The 17,489-nt window shown below is 43.8% G+C and carries 16 protein-coding genes; 7 read left to right on the top strand and 9 right to left on the bottom strand.

Translation table 11 applies throughout. From position 1 onward, the window contains the following. Positions 1–135: 135 nt before the first annotated feature. A complete protein-coding gene (locus tag L2755_RS03080; RefSeq protein ID WP_248979293.1) occupies positions 136–540 on the bottom strand; it encodes a hypothetical protein in 405 nt (134 codons plus the stop codon). A 365-nt stretch (positions 541–905) separates the two neighbouring features. Further along, positions 906–1,820 (bottom strand): DnaJ C-terminal domain-containing protein, encoded by a 915-nt coding sequence (locus tag L2755_RS03075; protein ID WP_248979292.1) that lies wholly within the window; start codon positions 1,818–1,820, stop codon positions 906–908. A 407-nt stretch (positions 1,821–2,227) separates the two neighbouring features. Here L2755_RS03075 and L2755_RS03070 point away from each other — a divergent pair, with 407 nt between their 5' ends. Together L2755_RS03070 and L2755_RS03065 are read left to right on the top strand one after the other, a co-directional pair. Beyond that, positions 2,228–3,214, top strand: coding sequence for a nuclease-related domain-containing protein (locus tag L2755_RS03070; RefSeq protein WP_248979291.1), 987 nt, complete (start codon positions 2,228–2,230; stop codon positions 3,212–3,214). 19 nt (positions 3,215–3,233) lie between these two features. Then, entirely contained in the window at positions 3,234–3,803 is a 570-nt protein-coding gene (locus L2755_RS03065) for an excalibur calcium-binding domain-containing protein (protein ID WP_248979389.1), read from the top strand. A 54-nt stretch (positions 3,804–3,857) separates the two neighbouring features. Here L2755_RS03065 and L2755_RS03060 read toward each other — a convergent pair whose 3' ends face one another. Continuing rightward, the gene (locus tag L2755_RS03060) at positions 3,858–4,163 is read right to left on the bottom strand and encodes a hypothetical protein (RefSeq protein WP_248979290.1); all 306 of its coding nucleotides are present in this window, start codon (positions 4,161–4,163) and stop codon (positions 3,858–3,860) included. A 387-nt stretch (positions 4,164–4,550) separates the two neighbouring features. Here L2755_RS03060 and L2755_RS22265 point away from each other — a divergent pair, with 387 nt between their 5' ends. After that, positions 4,551–5,780, top strand: coding sequence for an NAD/NADP octopine/nopaline dehydrogenase family protein (locus L2755_RS22265; RefSeq protein ID WP_346348072.1), 1,230 nt, complete (start codon positions 4,551–4,553; stop codon positions 5,778–5,780). A 418-nt stretch (positions 5,781–6,198) separates the two neighbouring features. On the opposite strand, the gene L2755_RS03050 is transcribed toward L2755_RS22265, so the two are convergent. Both L2755_RS03050 and L2755_RS03045 read right to left on the bottom strand, forming a co-directional pair. Then, positions 6,199–7,179, bottom strand: a complete 981-nt coding sequence (locus L2755_RS03050) for a transposase (protein WP_248979288.1) — start codon at positions 7,177–7,179, stop codon at positions 6,199–6,201. Positions 7,180–7,401: 222 nt separating this feature from the next. After that, on the bottom strand, positions 7,402–8,382 hold the full coding sequence (locus L2755_RS03045; RefSeq protein WP_248979288.1) for a transposase: 981 nt from the start codon (positions 8,380–8,382) through the stop codon (positions 7,402–7,404). A 315-nt stretch (positions 8,383–8,697) separates the two neighbouring features. Here L2755_RS03045 and L2755_RS03040 point away from each other — a divergent pair, with 315 nt between their 5' ends. Then, positions 8,698–9,219, top strand: a complete 522-nt coding sequence (locus L2755_RS03040) for an AidA/PixA family protein (protein ID WP_248979287.1) — start codon at positions 8,698–8,700, stop codon at positions 9,217–9,219. 195 nt (positions 9,220–9,414) lie between these two features. Here the strand turns inward: L2755_RS03040 and L2755_RS03035 are convergent, their stop codons facing one another. From L2755_RS03035 to L2755_RS03025, 3 genes are all read right to left on the bottom strand, one after another. Further along, positions 9,415–10,272, bottom strand: a complete 858-nt coding sequence (locus L2755_RS03035; RefSeq protein WP_248979286.1) for a hypothetical protein — start codon at positions 10,270–10,272, stop codon at positions 9,415–9,417. A gap of 416 nt (positions 10,273–10,688) precedes the next feature. Continuing rightward, a complete protein-coding gene (gene groL, locus L2755_RS03030) occupies positions 10,689–12,329 on the bottom strand; it encodes a chaperonin GroEL (RefSeq protein WP_248979285.1) in 1,641 nt (546 codons plus the stop codon). Between the two features lie 64 nt (positions 12,330–12,393). Then, complete coding sequence (locus L2755_RS03025) at positions 12,394–12,684, bottom strand: co-chaperone GroES (RefSeq protein WP_248979284.1); 291 nt, start codon at positions 12,682–12,684, stop codon at positions 12,394–12,396. Positions 12,685–12,930: 246 nt separating this feature from the next. Between L2755_RS03025 and L2755_RS03020 the strand changes: the two genes are divergently transcribed. Both L2755_RS03020 and L2755_RS03015 read left to right on the top strand, forming a co-directional pair. Further along, a complete protein-coding gene (locus L2755_RS03020) occupies positions 12,931–14,277 on the top strand; it encodes an MATE family efflux transporter (RefSeq protein ID WP_248979283.1) in 1,347 nt (448 codons plus the stop codon). 268 nt (positions 14,278–14,545) lie between these two features. Further along, positions 14,546–15,202 carry a Qnr family pentapeptide repeat protein gene (locus tag L2755_RS03015; RefSeq protein ID WP_248979282.1) on the top strand — a complete coding sequence of 219 codons (657 nt, stop codon included), beginning with the start codon at positions 14,546–14,548 and terminating at the stop codon, positions 15,200–15,202. 47 nt (positions 15,203–15,249) lie between these two features. Here L2755_RS03015 and L2755_RS03010 read toward each other — a convergent pair whose 3' ends face one another. Further along, the gene (locus L2755_RS03010; protein ID WP_248979281.1) at positions 15,250–16,194 is read right to left on the bottom strand and encodes a LysR family transcriptional regulator; all 945 of its coding nucleotides are present in this window, start codon (positions 16,192–16,194) and stop codon (positions 15,250–15,252) included. Between the two features lie 198 nt (positions 16,195–16,392). Between L2755_RS03010 and L2755_RS03005 the strand changes: the two genes are divergently transcribed. Continuing rightward, positions 16,393–17,475, top strand: a complete 1,083-nt coding sequence (locus tag L2755_RS03005; RefSeq protein WP_248979280.1) for an efflux RND transporter periplasmic adaptor subunit — start codon at positions 16,393–16,395, stop codon at positions 17,473–17,475. Positions 17,476–17,489 lie beyond the last annotated feature (14 nt).

Below are 17,489 nucleotides of genomic sequence, written 5' to 3'. Positions count from 1 at the left end.
TTGAACTTAAGGATTAATCTAATGCAGATCTTTGGCATCGTATTGTGGCACGGGAACAAATACAGTGGCTGCATGAGCAGCCAACGAGGTAAGGCTAATTAAGGCACTTTGACCTTGGTCTACAGTACGACTCCTCTAGCGTACCCACTGAATTAACTCGTTAGCACTTTTCACCGCAAACTGCCTTTTAATGAGCTTACCCGCTGGATCAAAGAGTAAAAGTTCAGCAGAGCCTGCGCGGTATTTAGCAATCAGTTGGTCTCCCTCGGGGGTATCCACTCTGGCAAGGAGAAACAGCACATTGTCGCCTAGATGAGCACGGGCTTCATTCATCTGTTCCGTCTGGCTGTTACTCACGGTAATGTTGGGATCATAGACAAACACCAACACAGGAACTCCGCTACCAATCTGTTCGTGGGTTGCTTTAAAACCTTTAGGCATCACCATTAACAACAGCAAAAAAAACATCACTATAGATGCGATAACACCGAGTGCAATCAAAGGCTTGCGGCGAGTCGAGTTTGAATTTTGTGTATCCATGCTAACGATTCTCTCTTTTAACGGTTGAAATACATGACAAAGCAATCAATTGTAATAAACATAACTGAAACGTGTATTAAAAATGCCAAAGACATTTTGATTAGAACCATCTTAAATTGCAGTCATCATACTCAGGCCAGCTTACGGGCCGACAGTGACTTAGTGGAAGATTTAAGAAACCTAGTTCCTATTGCCAGAGGAAAGTGCAGGGGAAAAACGACCGACACCGCATCCTAATAGCTTAGTGATATTGTCTGCCTAGCTCATCACGCACATGGATGAGCTAGGCTCACGATAAACGTGATCAGAGAAAAATTGCAGAATATAGTTGAGGTCAATGCTTCAGGCCTGATCTTCCACGCAGTTTAAAGTGTACTAATTTCCTTTAAAGCTTTGAACTGTTCGAGTAATGAACGTTGTTGTTCAGATAGATCCTGCGGAATTTCTACCTTAATTTGAACAAACAAATCACCAGTCACTCCTTTACGATCCGTAACACCTTTACCCTTTATCTTGAACTTACGTCCATGTTGAGTCCCTGCTGGCACTTTAAGCTTAAAGCGCTTATCCAATACGTTGACTTCTATCTCGCCACCCAGCGCCACCGTCACCATATCGACAACAGTGGTGTAAATCAGATCGTTTTCTTCGCGTTCAAGAAACTCATGTTTGCGGGTAGCGATCGTTAACAATAGATCACCTGCAGCCCCACCATGCACTCCTGCACCACCCTTGCCGGTGAAGCGTATTTTCTCACCGTCTTTAATACCAGCAGGGATCTTAACCTTTATTTTTTTAGTTTCGCCATTAACCGGTAATTCAACAACTTTTTCAGCACCTTGCACCGCATCAACAAAGTCTACAGTGAACACAAACTCTTTATCTTGCCCTTTTTGAGTTCGATTTCGCCCCCCCCTTGCTTGAGAAAACATACTTTCAAAATCATTGGCATCAAAGCTTTGACCACCAAATCCACGTTCACGCTGACGAAACCCTGCACCAAACATATCGTTAAACCCGCCTTGGCTATAACGATGTCCATCCTGACCATTGTTTACAAACGAATCATGACCAAAATCATCATATTGCTGGCGCTTGTCAGTATCAGTCAGTACTTCATAGGCTTCTTTAGCATTTTTGAACTTGGTTTCTGACACTGCATCATCAGGATTTTTATCGGGATGGTACTTCATCGCCAGCTTTTTATAGGCTTTTTTTATCTCTTGATTTGAGGAGGCCTTTGAAACACCTAGCACGCGGTAATAATCTTGTTTAGACATGCTAAACCCTCACTAATGTATATCTCAAAAAAAAGGGCCATGAGTTTTATCTATGCCCTAAAAATTAACAAGCTTATGTGCACAAGTGACTATTTAGTCCAATCTTGTCTTGTTTAGCCATTGTAATGCTATTCCACTCATTAAACTCGTCATCTACAGCATTCTCTCGAAGATATTTATCGCCAGCCACTGTAATTCATGGCTCAAAAGATCAAGCCATTCTTGTGGCAGGCCTATTTTTCTGACTCCGCGCTCTCAGGTACAAGCAACATATGCTAGCGTTTCATAGCATAAAGTTAACTCTACGCCCTCTTTTACAGTAGCTTTTTTATACTAAGACTATGTATTATAAAGCTGATTTTTATCAAACTGCTTAGCCAAAAGCAGAGAATGGATACTACTGATAAATGATTCTTAAGACTAAGTCACCTCAAAACGCCCAATCGCCACAAGCAGTTGCAGGCCTCAAGCAAGAGCAAAATGTCGCCTTTTTTCTTCGCCGCGCCTTTAAAGATCACCCAGAAGTACTGGTCATTAATGATTTTAAGTTCAGCTTTAATGATGAAACCGCACAAATAGACCATTTGATCATTTACCCCTATGGCTTTGTACTGATTGAATCTAAAAGTATTAAAGGCCATGTGAAAGTAAACAAGCAACAAGAGTGGACTCGCAGCTATAACAAGCAGTGGTCAGGCATGCCCTCGCCCATCAAACAAGTTGAGTTACAACAAGCTCTCCTTAAAGAGCTGTTGAAACATCATCGCAGTGAGATCATTGGTAAGTTACTAGGCATAAAGCAGCAAGGGTTCAACCTACGTAGATGGGATCATCTTTGTGCCATATCTAGCAACGCCGTTATCGATAGAGAGTCCATGCCAACTTCGATATCTGACAAGCTGGTAAAATCTGAATTTTTGGTAGAGAAATTAAATAGAATCATGAACATCAAAAATAAGTTCATGAGAGCGGTTAACTTTAACGATACTCGCCCTGACTTTAATCAAGCGGAACTAGATTCAATAGGTTCATTCTTAGTCAGCCAGCATATAGATACTAAAGCGACGACCAAACTAGCAGCAGTCTCAAGCCCTATCCAACCAATACCTGCTTCAGTGACAACACCACAGTCTCTTGTTCAAGCAGGTATTTCCACTGTAACCACAACCAATATTCAGTCAGCTTTATGCTGCAAGCATTGTGGAGAATCAAACAACATCACCCCAATGTATGGCAAGTTTGGCTATTACATAAAATGTAATCAGTGCACGAAGAACACGCCGATGAAACAGGCCTGCCCAAAGTGCCAAAGCAAGAATACCAAAGTACAAAAACGACAAGAAACCTATAGTCTCAACTGCCAAGAGTGCAGCTTTGGCCAACAGATAGTCTAAGGAATAGAACTTGAAGAGTATGGAAAAAGGCAAGCTTGTTCGTTGGAACGATGACAAAGGCTTTGGCTTTATTAAGCCTGATGCTGCCAATGCCAGAGATGTGTTTATCCACATATCAGCATTAAAGCAGATGGCAAGAAAGCCAGCTGTCGGCGACCAAATCAATTATTTCTCAGAGTGTCAGAGCGACGGCAAGATCAAAGCGATAAAAGCCAATATCGAAGGCGTAGCCGTTATCGCCGCCAAGCAAAACGGCCGCCATGACAGCCCTCATCACAAACACAATAGTCAGCGGAAACCTAAGTCATCAAGAGGATTACTCATTCCACTTTTGGTACTGCTCGGCCTCGGCATATTCGGCTTTAAAAAGTACGAAGAGATGACCGCAACGCCGATACTCACCAACAAAGACGTCGAGCAGATGAAGTTTAACCCAGTGCAGAACTTTCGCTGTGAAGCAGGCAAAACCCACTGCAGCCAAATGCGCTCATGCGATGAAGCGACCTATTACAACAAGTACTGTCCCAACACCAAGATGGACGGCGATGGCGACGGTATTCCATGTGAAAGGCAGCACTGTGGTTACTAACATCCAGATGGGTCAGGGTCAGATTCATATTTGCACTGGCTCCATTTATTTCAACTAACCATTACAAGCACAACCTTCAGGCTTATAGCATGCTTTAGTTTTACTGATACAAGTATCACCACAAGCTTTGCCTTTTCTACATGTTTTACAGCAATATTTAGCAAATGAAATATCTGCTTTGCTATAGGATAGTTCATTAGCTAGATTACTAGTTTTGGACGTATTATCAGGCAGGAAATCAGCTTTATGACATTCAACAGTGACGCTTTGGCTACCTGACTGATTTTCAACTGTAGAGCCTAGCACCAGAGTAGAAAACATCGTTATTATAATTAACAAACATATACTTAGTGCTTTCATCTTATAATTCTCAGAATAAATAAGTTTTGAATCGTATGTTATTTACACAGAGTAAAACTCGATGAATGTCACAATTTAAACTAACTCAGAAAATCTAATATCCTTCGTTGGTATTTTCTCCTCTTAAGCAATTTGGCAAGATGTCATGCAGGTAGCAAAAGGTGGTTCCAATTCCCCTCCAACTTCAATGAATGTCTGTATTTTTAATGCTTTATGACGCCAGCCTCTGCATGGGTTATAATGGCTGAAAAATAGACACTGACAACGGAGCTACTGCGGATTACTAAAGTGATTAAAATCATATTCAACTTGAATCCAGCAGCATTTTAGTACAGTTCAATCTCCTATGCTTCACATCTCTAAGTTTCCACATCTCTAAGATTCTACATTTTCATATTTCCACGAGCTTACATCTTCAAGGGGCTCAAACAAGATAACACCTTGAATAATAATAAAATTCCACGGGAAGGAAAAATGAAAATCACCATAATTGGAGCTGGCAATGCTGGTTCTGCTTGTGCGTTTATGGCTGCAGAGGCAGGACATAAAGTAAGATTACTGAAGACTTCGAACCGTATTACCCATGATGACCATTTTGAGGCTATGGTCAAAAATAAGGGAATATACTGTATCGACAACACAAAAAATGGGCATTTTACAGATAGCGCTGATGATGCCGAAAAAACCTTTCAACCATTAGAAATGATTACGCGAGACCCTGAAGCAGCGATTGAGGGGGCGGATGTAATCATGATATTTATTCAAACCACATACCATCCTGCTTTAGCTGAAAGAATTGCAAAATACTTCACCGATGACCAACTTGTTATCTTAGTCCCTGGGTACGCTGGTAGTATTTTCTATAATAAATTCTGCGATAACAATCCGATATTTGCAGAAGGTGAATCAACCCCTAATGACGCCAGAGTGGTTGAGCCCGGTACAGTAAAAGTTTTATTTAAAAATGCTCGAAATTCGCTAGCATTTTTCCCCGCCAGCAAAACAGCAGAAGGAATGGCAATCGCATCCCGCTTGTTTCCTGCCTACGACATAGCAAAGACCAAAGTTAGAAAAAATATATTCGAATCAGCGCTACATAATCCCAACATTATTGTTCACACGATTGGCCAGTATGTCATGTATCCGATGCTTGAGTACTGCGCAAAGCATCACCCCGACGAAGTGCCATATATGTACAGAGATGCCCTTTCAACTGACATGGCATGGCTAATGATAGATAAATTGGACGCTGAAAAAATGGCGGTGTTATCAGCCCTTGGATGTGAACCGATCCCTTACCTAGAAGCATGCTTGTTTAGAAATGAGGAAGATCTTAACCAAGATCCTAGAGAGGTTTTTGAAAGCTATAAAATTTCATCACCTCCTGGCCCATATAGTTTCGACAATAGATACATCACTGAAGATGTTCCTATGGGGCTGGTGTTATTATCTTCATTAGGTGACAAATTAGGCATTAACATGCCTGAATGTAATCGTTTGATTGAGATGTGTGGCGGTATTTTATCAAGAGATTTTTATAAAGAAGGTAGAACCTTAGCCTCTTTAGGCTTAGGTGATCTAACCAGAGAGGAGTTATTGCATTCAGTAAACATGTAAAAGCCGTGAACCACGACTCTAACCTTTCGAATGAGAGTGCAGAACTGTAAATCTAGTGCTTTGACATGAAAAAATGGGCTCGGAGAAAACCGTAGACTTTGAGCCCATTCTTCGCAAATACCCACTAGCCAGCCGTTAAGAAGAAAACCAAGACACCCAAAATAATTTTCAATCGCTATCGAAAACCAAGACATCCAAAATAATTTTCAATAGCGATGATCCCTTCAATCAGTATCGTATGGGAAATAAATCTACTCATTTTCAGGCTAGATTTACCACATATGCGCACAGTAAAGAGCTTTTACTTAGATGCAAGTGTAATGTCACCCATTTACTTAAAAATCAAACAGTAGAAATCCCAAACATCTGTTTGGTAGTGGGGTAAAAAAGTGCTAAAGATAGCTCAGTTTATTGGTAACTAAGTGCAATCTAGCCATCGGTGGCAATTGGCGGCACCTTGCCTTCGTTTACGTTCAAGATGCTCACAATAAGCCGATAGCTCTTGAGTGTTTCCAACAGGACCTTTAAAAATGGTCGTAAACTCTGCTGTCATCTTGAGCCAGTTTTCTGCAGGAATATTTAAGCGCTGCAGCAGTTGCAGTGATGATTGACTGATAGCACCTCGTTTATCATGGCGCTGAATTCGACCCGTATCATCTACGAGTTGTAGATAATCTTTTGCGTTAAACATTAGTCCTTTAGGTGTATCTTGATGCTCATCACCCGCAAAAGGGAGTAGTGATTTAGGTTGTTCGCCTTTAACAGCGGCTTTAATTCGCATTTGGATACTGGTGAAATCTGAGGTGGCAGGCGATGTAGCAATCTTTGCTCGAATTGGGTTCAGGTCAACATAGGCCATACAAGCCAGTACTGCAGCATCATCAAGCAGAGCTTGGGACTTAAAGCGCCCTTCCCAAAACCGCCCCTTACACTTATCTTCCGCATTGGCCTTTCTAGCAATCGGTTCATTAAGCGCCCGCATAAACCAGGAGATATCCATCAGTCGCGAGCGATACTCTTTCAGCCGCTTATTGATGATGGTTTGTTGATAAGATTCAAGAGCTTCAGCTTTAACAAAGTCGTGATTAAGGCTATCGCCTTTGAACAGCTTTTGCCATTGGGAAACAACCTCAATATCTGACCAGCTTTTAACTAACTCAGCATCTACCCGCAATACAAGATGCAGATGATTACTCATCACAACAAAAGCACAAATATCGATTGCGAACACTTCAGCCAGCTGCAACAGTCGACTTTCGACCCAGTCCCTCCTATGCTCATAGGATTGCCCAGTGTGATTATCAATCCCACACAAAAAAGCTTTTCTAACACAGCGGCTTACGCAATGATAATAAGGTGTATCCTCCAAGCTTACTAATGCTTTTCTTGGCGTTGGCATAACAAACTCCTCTCTTCAGCCTTAACTAAAGCCTAGTAGAGGATATCTACCTATACAATTCTGGGTGTCTTAGTTGTCGCCACATATGCGCACAGTAAAGAGCTTTTACTTAGATGCAAGTGTAATGTCACCCATTTACTTAAAAATCAAACAGTAGAAATCCCAAACATCTGTTTGGTAGTGGGGTAAAAAAGTGCTAAAGATAGCTCAGTTTATTGGTAACTAAGTGCAATCTAGCCATCGGTGGCAATTGGCGGCACCTTGCCTTCGTTTACGTTCAAGATGCTCACAATAAGCCGATAGCTCTTGAGTGTTTCCAACAGGACCTTTAAAAATGGTCGTAAACTCTGCTGTCATCTTGAGCCAGTTTTCTGCAGGAATATTTAAGCGCTGCAGCAGTTGCAGTGATGATTGACTGATAGCACCTCGTTTATCATGGCGCTGAATTCGACCCGTATCATCTACGAGTTGTAGATAATCTTTTGCGTTAAACATTAGTCCTTTAGGTGTATCTTGATGCTCATCACCCGCAAAAGGGAGTAGTGATTTAGGTTGTTCGCCTTTAACAGCGGCTTTAATTCGCATTTGGATACTGGTGAAATCTGAGGTGGCAGGCGATGTAGCAATCTTTGCTCGAATTGGGTTCAGGTCAACATAGGCCATACAAGCCAGTACTGCAGCATCATCAAGCAGAGCTTGGGACTTAAAGCGCCCTTCCCAAAACCGCCCCTTACACTTATCTTCCGCATTGGCCTTTCTAGCAATCGGTTCATTAAGCGCCCGCATAAACCAGGAGATATCCATCAGTCGCGAGCGATACTCTTTCAGCCGCTTATTGATGATGGTTTGTTGATAAGATTCAAGAGCTTCAGCTTTAACAAAGTCGTGATTAAGGCTATCGCCTTTGAACAGCTTTTGCCATTGGGAAACAACCTCAATATCTGACCAGCTTTTAACTAACTCAGCATCTACCCGCAATACAAGATGCAGATGATTACTCATCACAACAAAAGCACAAATATCGATTGCGAACACTTCAGCCAGCTGCAACAGTCGACTTTCGACCCAGTCCCTCCTATGCTCATAGGATTGCCCAGTGTGATTATCAATCCCACACAAAAAAGCTTTTCTAACACAGCGGCTTACGCAATGATAATAAGGTGTATCCTCCAAGCTTACTAATGCTTTTCTTGGCGTTGGCATAACAAACCCCTCTCTTCAGCCTTAACTAAAGCCTAGTAGAGGATATCTACCTATACAATTTTGGGTGTCTTAGTTGTCTGGTCTGTTGTTGTCTGGTCTGTTGTTGTCTGGTCTGTTGTTGTCTGTTGTTGTCTGGTGTCTCAGTTGTCTGCTCCCTTCTTTTAACATACAGCTAAAGTAAACAGCTGCAAAAACAGCGTCCTAAAAAAGAAGCTTCCCAGAAGGCTGAAAGGGGGGGCTCTAGCTAAAGTAAGGGCAGATACTGGTCTAGCGTATCTAAACGATAATCTTACATATTATAAAAGGAGAAATATTATGTCTGAAGTAATCGATGTTTTAGTTGAGATGGATCTAGCAAGTATGCCACCGTTAAGCAAAGATAAAGCGCAACCTACACAGGGGCTGAATAATTTGATCTTCCTCAGAGTTAAAGATGCTAATGGGGTAACTGGACAGGGTGGTGCAGAACTTAGGATCAAAGGCTCTGTTGGCGACAACGTTAGATGGCGATCAACATCATTGAGCGGAAACTTCGAAAAGTCAGTTGTACTGTACGACTTTAGGTCACAATCCAGCCAGGGAGGAGAAATATCGACTCCAGAACTTCATGGTGGCGTTAAAAATGGCAATCCGTTAACGACTAGAATCATGACGCCAATCCAAGGTCCGCTACCATTGTCTTCAGAGCTAGTGGCAACGCCTTACAATTATGTGGAATCCACCCTAGAAGCACACGGTACGATAACCTATCAATTCTTATTCCAAGTCAACGACAGCGGCAGTGGCGAACTGATCGGGTACGGTACGTGGGATCCCTTTATTAATATTGAATATTAATAAATAAGCTAGCAACATAATGTGGGTCATAGTAGAACTTTTACTTTGGCCCCAATTTTGAAAAAAAGTGTATCCTCCAAGCTTACTAGTGCTTTTCTTAGCGTTGGCATAACAAACTCCGCTCTTCAGCCTTAACTAAAGCCTAGTAGAGGATATCTACCTATACAATTGTGGGTGTCTTAGTTGTCGCTGTTGTCATTCAAAATAGTCAGCTTTAACTATTTTTAAATCAAATTCACGTACACTAAAATTATCACCTAGAGCTGCAGTTAAAAACTCTGTCACAGTGTGTTCAAAAATGACTCTGTCATAAGTTGTATTGCAGAAAGCCGCTTTAATTAGTAGTAAAAATTCATACTCGTCACCCTGGAAGTTATAAGAATATTTTACATTTTTCTTGTCTTCATAAGACAAACTAAACGTAGCTTTCTCATTTTCATAAAGCCAATCGAACACTATTCCTCTTGGTTTAGATGCAAATGGGTCTTTATGATTTTTGAAACGATTGTAAATTTCTATATCCAAAAATTCAATTTTATGAGCCGTCTGTTCTCTACTATCAACACTCAAAATCAAGAGTTCTGCGACCTCTATAGCTTGTTTAACTTGCTTAGGTTCTAGATTACTATATCCATGCTCAATTTCGTTTCTTTGCATCCAAATATCTGATATTAATACTGACGGTGCGACCCCCAATGATGCAATTAGCTTAGTTTTTGTATTGCCACCCTCTAAAAAAGAATCAGAACATTGAGAGATAAACTTTCTAATATTTATTTTACTATCAACAGATACATTTAGAGAATCTAGAGTTTGGTCAATTAACAATGCTATTGATTTTTTTGCATTACCAATCCCATTTACACACCCACGATTACTACGACCAACTAGATCTTCTTTTGCCCATTGCAAATAAGTCCTAGGCGTATTCCCCTCTCTGTTATAACTAAAAATACCTTCACCTGATGTTGAGGTTTTAACTATGATCTCTTGTTGATTTAAAGAAGCCTTAGTAAAAAGTTCATGTAGACTTTCAAGTGTAACTGATGGCATGAACAATAATTCCAAGTTAAATTTCAGCTGTTTAACTTTAACATACGATTTGAAGATAAAGATCAAAATAACTACCTAATCAAGATCAGGATAAACTTTATCCTTTATCTCTCTTCTCTCAAATATCTATTAAACACCAACTCTAATCCAAGCTTTGTCACTCGCAGAATCCAATCTCCCCCGTTGGAAATTTTCGCTTCTCAGACAATTTCGCCGGGGCGCTGAGGGATTGCCAAGGGGTACAAGCGCTTTACCCCTTGGCTCTGGTGTGGGCGAAGCGCCACGACCCACCTCGGCCGCAAGGCCGCAGCTTTAAACAAATCAGCAGGCACAAAAAAGCCCCAGACTAAGCTGAGGCTTTCTTAATGAGGTGTCAACCTAAGCCGAAGCTTAGGTCATCGACCGCAGGGGGATGATTACATCATGCCGCCCATACCGCCCATACCACCCATTCCGCCCATATCTGGTGCAGAAGCATCTTGTGGAACTTCGGCAATCATACATTCGGTGGTGATCATCAGGCCTGCAATAGATGCTGCGAACTGTAGCGCGCTACGAGTCACTTTAGTTGGATCTAGGATACCCATCTCAAGCATGTCACCGTAAGTGTCGTTACCTGCGTTGTAACCGTAGTTACCAGTGCCGTTCTTAACGTTGTTAGCAACAACTGAACCTTCTTCACCCGCGTTAATCGCGATTTGACGAAGTGGAGCTTCCATGGCGCGAATTGCGATAACCACACCGTGCTTCTGATCTTCGTTAAGGACTTCAATGTTAGCAATCTTGCTGGCAACACGTACCAGAGCAACACCACCACCGGCAACAACACCCTCTTCGACTGCTGCGCGAGTCGCGTGAAGTGCATCTTCTACACGTGCCTTCTTCTCTTTCATCTCAATTTCGGTAGCTGCACCGACCTTGATCACTGCAACACCGCCGGCTAGCTTAGCCATGCGCTCTTGTAGCTTCTCTTTGTCGTAGTCTGATGTTGATTCTTCAGCCTGGATCTTGATTTGTGCAACGCGAGCCTTAATTTGGCTCTCTTCACCAGCGCCGTCGATAATGGTGGTGTCATCTTTAGTGATGATAACGCGCTTAGCCGTACCAAGATCTTCCAGAGTCGCTTTCTCAAGCTCTAGACCAATCTCTTCAGCGATAACTGTGCCGCCGGTCAAGATAGCGATATCTTGTAGCATAGCCTTACGACGGTCACCGAAACCTGGCGCCTTAACAGCAGCAACTTTCACGATACCGCGCATGTTGTTGACGACTAGTGTCGCTAAGGCTTCACCTTCAACGTCTTCGGCGACGATAAGCAGTGGCTTACCAGTCTTAGCCAGACCTTCAAGGATAGGCAGTAGCTCACGAATGTTAGATACTTTTTTGTCTACAAGCAGAATATATGGGCTTTCTAGCTCAACGCTTCCCATTTCTGGCTTGTTGATGAAGTATGGAGACAGGTAACCGCGATCGAATTGCATGCCTTCTACTACGTCTAGCTCGTTTTCCAGAGCCTGACCTTCTTCAACTGTGATAACGCCTTCTTTACCTACACGGTCCATCGCGGTTGCGATGATTTTGCCGATAGTCTCGTCAGAGTTAGCTGAGATAGTACCAACCTGAGTGATTGCTTGAGTATCGCTACACTCTTGAGATAGGTTTTTAAGCTCGGCAACGGCTGCAATAACAGCTTTGTCGATACCGCGCTTAAGATCCATTGGGTTCATGCCAGCTGCGACGGCTTTAAGGCCTTCGTTAACGATAGATTGAGCAAGAACGGTAGCGGTAGTGGTGCCGTCACCGGCTTCGTCGTTGGCTTTAGAAGCAACTTCTTTAACCATCTGCGCGCCCATGTTCTCGATCTTGTCTTCAAGTTCGATATCTTTAGCGACTGTGACACCATCTTTGGTGATCAGTGGCGCGCCGAAGCTCTTGTCGAGTACCACGTTACGACCCTTAGGGCCTAAAGTGACTTTAACTGCGTTTGCGAGAATGTTAACGCCGGCAAGCATTTTTACCCGTGCGTCATTTCCAAATATTACTTCTTTAGCTGCCATGTTCTTTATCCTTTAAAATTTGTTTGAATGGGATGCTGAAACTTAATGAGTTCTTAGCAAGTGCTTAGCTCACTACAGCCATAAGGTCAGATTCTGAAAGGATCAGCACTTCTTCACCATCAATCTTCTCTTTCTTCACGCCGTAACCTTCATTAAAGATCACTATGTCACCCACTTTTACGTCTAGTGGCTGAACAGAACCATTCTCAAGGATGCGTCCATTGCCTACAGCCAATACTTCACCGCGAGTAGATTGCTCAGCAGCACTACCTGTAAGTACGATGCCACCAGCAGATTTTAATTCAACTTCTGAACGTTTAACAATGACGCGATCATGTAAAGGACGAATATTCATCGATGGATGCTCCTATTATTTTTGCCGCCAACGTTTATTGCTGGCTATTAAAGATAGTAACGACTTTGGCGGTTTTCACCTGGGTGAAAACTAAAATGCCGCTTGATGTTCGAGATATGGGGGTAAAGGTCGTCAGTTCCAAGCCCATTTACAAAATATTTCCGTTTTTTTTAACTCTGTTTTATAAAAATTGCCACAAGCCTGATAGAATTCGCCGTCCGAGCACAGACTAGACAAGACTTCCCTATGAAAGACAGACACGGGCTGCTAACACAGCCAATTGGTCGTGTACTGCTAAAGATGAGCCTCCCCAACCTGATTGGTATTCTAACCATTCTCGGGTTTAGTCTGGTTGACACTTTTTTTATCAGCCAATTAGGCACCGAATCGTTAGCGGCAATCAGCTTTACCTTTCCTGTGACTCTCATCATCTCCAGCATCGCTATCGGCATTGGCGCGGGCGTGTCCACCAATTTGGGCCGCCTTATCGGCAGCGGTCACGCCGACAAAGCCAAGGTGTTTTTGCATGATGCTCTGCTGTTAACCTTCTTTATCACCGTGTTGATCTCGCTGCTTGGTAGCTTGTGCATTAACCCGTTATTTAGCTTACTCGGCGCCAACCAAAGTAGCTTGCCGCTGATCCAAGACTATATGTTTACCTGGTACGTCGGCGCACCACTATTGGTGCTATTGATGGTGGGTAATCAAGGTCTGCGTGCCACGGGAGACACCCGCTCACCGGCCAAGATCATGATGTTGGCGGCGCTGATAAACCTGATTTTAGACCCACTGCTTATCTTTGGCATTGGGCCTTTTCCACGTTTGGAGATCCAAGGGGCGGCCATTGCCAGCGTGATCTCTTGGGTAGTGGCGTTATCATTGTCGACCCATCTGCTGATTTTTAAGCGTCACTTAGTCGAGTTTGCCGAGTTTAATCTCGCCAGACTGAAGTGCAATTGGAAGCAACTGGCGCATATTGCTCAGCCTGCCACCTTAATGAACCTATTAAACCCAGTGGCAAATGCGATGATAATGGCGATGCTGGCGCGTATCGACCATAGCGCGGTTGCTGCCTTTGGTGCGGGGACGCGTTTAGAGTCGGTGCTGTTGATTGTCGTCATGGCGCTGTCATCCAGCCTAGTGCCGTTTGTGGCGCAGAACTTAGGTGCAGGGCAAACGGCTCGCGCCCGAGATGCATTGCTGCTGTCTCTCAAGTTTGTCTTGCTGTTTCAAACGCTACTGTATGTGCCACTACTCTTTTTAGCCGAGCCATTAGCGCAGCTATTTAGTCGCGATCCACAAGTGGTTGAGTGGTTAAGTTTTTATATTTTGGTATTACCTGTGGCCTATGGCCCGCTGGGTATCGTGATCTTAGTTGCCACCTCATTGAATGCATATCACCGCCCGATGAGCTCGTTAATCTTAAACATCTGTCGACTGTTTTTGATTATGTTGCCACTGGCGGCATTGGGCTCATACTTGGGCGGCGTAAAAGGCTTGCTGCTGGCACTGCCTGTCACCAATGCGTTAATGGGGCTGGCTTGCTATATTCTGGCACGGCGTATTTCTGAACCCTTGACGCCAACACCCTAAAGACCTCAGCGACGAGAATAAGTCGCAGCAGGCCGCTTTCACTATGTAACCTAGCAGATACTATGCTCACAAACATTGACCAAATTCAACTGGATATAGTCCCATTAAATGGAACTTATACTCCCACATAAATGCATTTAAACTCGCGGTATTAGCTGTTACCTTTGCGCCGTGCTGAAATACAAGCCGATTGCAACTTTAACGGTTTGCAGCGTTGCTGCGATTTTGCACTTTTACCGTCACACCACCCCATATTAAAGGATGCTCGATGCAAGCCTCGAAACAGATTTTTACCCATGAAGACTTTAGCGAGCAAGATCTGCAAGACGCCCACTTTGACCATTGCGAGTTCCGCCACTGCAGCTTTAACCATGCAGACTTAACCGATGCCAGTTTCAGCCATTGTAAGTTTGTGGTGCAGGGTGAAGATGAGGGCTGCGACTTTAGTTACGCCACCTTAGTCAGTGCCAGTTTTAAGCACTGTAATTTGAGCATGAGCCTGTTTAAGGGCGCTCGCTGTTACGGCATCGAGATGCGCGAGTGTAACCTACAAGGTTGTGACTTTAGCCGCGCCAGTTTTGCCAACTACATTACCGCTAAAAGCTATTTTTGTTCGGCTTATATTACCGCCTGTAACCTAGCCTATGCCGACTTACATAGCGCGCTACTTGAAGAGTGTGAACTGTTCGATAACCGCTGGCGCGGTGCTAACTTGAACGGTGCCTCAATGAAGGGTAGCGATTTAAGTGGCGGCGAGTTCTCCCAGGAGCAATGGGGCGCTTTTGAGCTTAAAGGTTGCAACCTTACCCGTGTTGAATTAGAAGGCTTAGATCTGCGCAGAGTGCCACTTGAAGGGGTGATCATCAACCAGTGGCAGCAAGAACAATTATTAACCCCATTGGGCATTATTGTGACGGCCGACTAAGGCGTACTTTTGTGTACGGCTCAGCACTCATTGATAGCGATAGCAGATTAAATCATCGCTTTAATTGAGCCTCGAATACTCGCGCTAGGACCACTGTCGCCGTTAGCGACACGATCGTCTATGGCATTCATCATAAAGTCGATAAAGCGCTGGCTGGCCAAGCTAATAAATCGTCTTGACGGATAGACGAGGAAGCACTTACCTTCATAGGGTTCCATCTCTTTGAACAGTATCTCAAGTGCGCCACTTTCAACATGCTCTTGAGCAAAAGGCAGTGGCATCAACGAAATTCCCCGTCCCATAAGCGTCGCCTCTAAACAAGTCACCAGGTTATTAGCACACAAGTTACCATTGACTGACAAAAATCTATTTTGCCCAAAAGGGACTTCATTAAAAATACGACCGTTGGGGTAACGAAATAGAATCGAGTTATGATTCGGGATCTCTTCAGGCGTCAGCGGAATAACCGAGTTTTTGATGTATTCAGGGCTGGCAAAAAAATGTATTTTTTCACTAAAAATATGCCTTGCCACCATTTCACTTTCATTAAAGGCATCTTCCAGCATAAAAGCCAAATCGATGTTATTGCGGATCATGTCCTGCGGCTCACTGCTGACAATAACCTCGACGGTGAGATCTGGGTGCTGATCCATAAAATCAAAGATAATATGGGTGATACGAATAAGCTCGGGGATCGGGTAAATCATTATCCGCAAGTGCCCTGACACTTCTGACTCTTTGCCGGTTAACTCTGACATCGTTTGCTCTAAGCTTGCCAACATAGAGGTGGTTTTATCGTAAAAATGACTACCAGAAGCGGTGAGCGTCATCGCGCGACTCTGGCGATGAAACAGCTTAACATTCAGTTCATTCTCTAATGCTTGTAATCGACGGCTTAAGGTCGATTTCGGCAGATTAAGTATATCAGCCGCTTCGACCAAACTGCCGGTTTCAACAATACGGTGAAACAGCGCTATATCTTCGGTTTTCATCAAAACACCTTAAAAAAAATTAACCCACCTTCTATTCGCCATTTTCAGTTTGCACACAAAAAATAGCGCAGATCAAGCCAAAATAGTTCCACTATATGGAACCCATAGTTCCATACAATTCCATTTTACTCAACCAAAATGGCTGTTATCTTAGCAACCTTAGTAATACATCCTGTCACAAAATATGGAACTCAGTTTATGAAACACCTGAAAACAGCCCTTTCACTTATCGTTCTCTCTACTTTATTATCGGGTTGCAGCGCTGAGTCCACAGAAATTGCCCCATTATCGATACGGCCAGTAAAGCTGCTTGAGATCGCAGATGCTAACGCCAGCTCAGTGCGTGTTTTTCCCGCTAAAGTCGCCGCCACCAATCAGGCGGAGCTGGCCTTTAGACTGTCCGGCCACTTGGTGGAATTTTCGCTTTATGAAGGCGATACCGTTAAAAAAGGCGCGGTGCTCGCCCGCCTCGACAGCCGTGATGCACGCAATACCTTGCTTAACCGCGAAGCCGACCATGAACTTGCAGCTGCCGACTTTGAGCGTAAAGGTGAACTGTTACGTCGCGAGCTTATCTCACAAGCTGACTATGACACCGCCAAAGCGCTGCTAAAATCTTCGCAGGCTAACTTAGCCAACGCGCAAGACCAACTTAGCTATACCGAACTTAAAGCCCCCTATGCTGGTACTATCGCCAAAATAGCGATCGATAACTACCAGATGGTACAAGCAAACCAGTCAATATTAGTGCTGCAAAAAGACCGCTATATCGACATCGTCATTCAAGTGCCTGAATCGCTTGCTGGACAAATCACTCAATTCAACCCTAATGCCGCGTCTCAACCTGCGGTACGTTTCGCCAATAATCCGGCTGTTGCTTACCCGGTGCGTCTCAAAGAACACGCCACTCAAGTAACACCTGGCACGCAAAGTTACGAAGCGGTGTTTACTCTGCCACACCCTCGCGATATGACAGTCTTACCCGGAATGAGCGCCGAGTTGACCTTAGATATATCACCACAGATGGCGGTAACGGTTAAAGCGGTATTGCCTGCCAGCGCCATTGCGAAGCGTGACCAAGATGGCCAACATGTGGTGTGGGCCTATGACGAAACCCAAGGCAAGGTGACTCAGCACGTAGTCACTCTCGGGAGGATCACCACTAATGGAATAGAAATTACTAACGGCATAAACGTGGGCGATCAGGTTGTTGTTACCGGTGTGCAGTACCTTTCAGAAGGCCTAACGGTAAAACCTCTGCGCTGGCAGCGCGGCGTATAAGCCGAGTTAGTCCT

The sequence above is a fragment of the Shewanella abyssi genome, assembly GCF_023284025.1.
Taxonomy (GTDB): domain Bacteria; phylum Pseudomonadota; class Gammaproteobacteria; order Enterobacterales; family Shewanellaceae; genus Shewanella; species Shewanella abyssi.
This window is presented reverse-complemented; position numbering and strand designations above follow the sequence as displayed.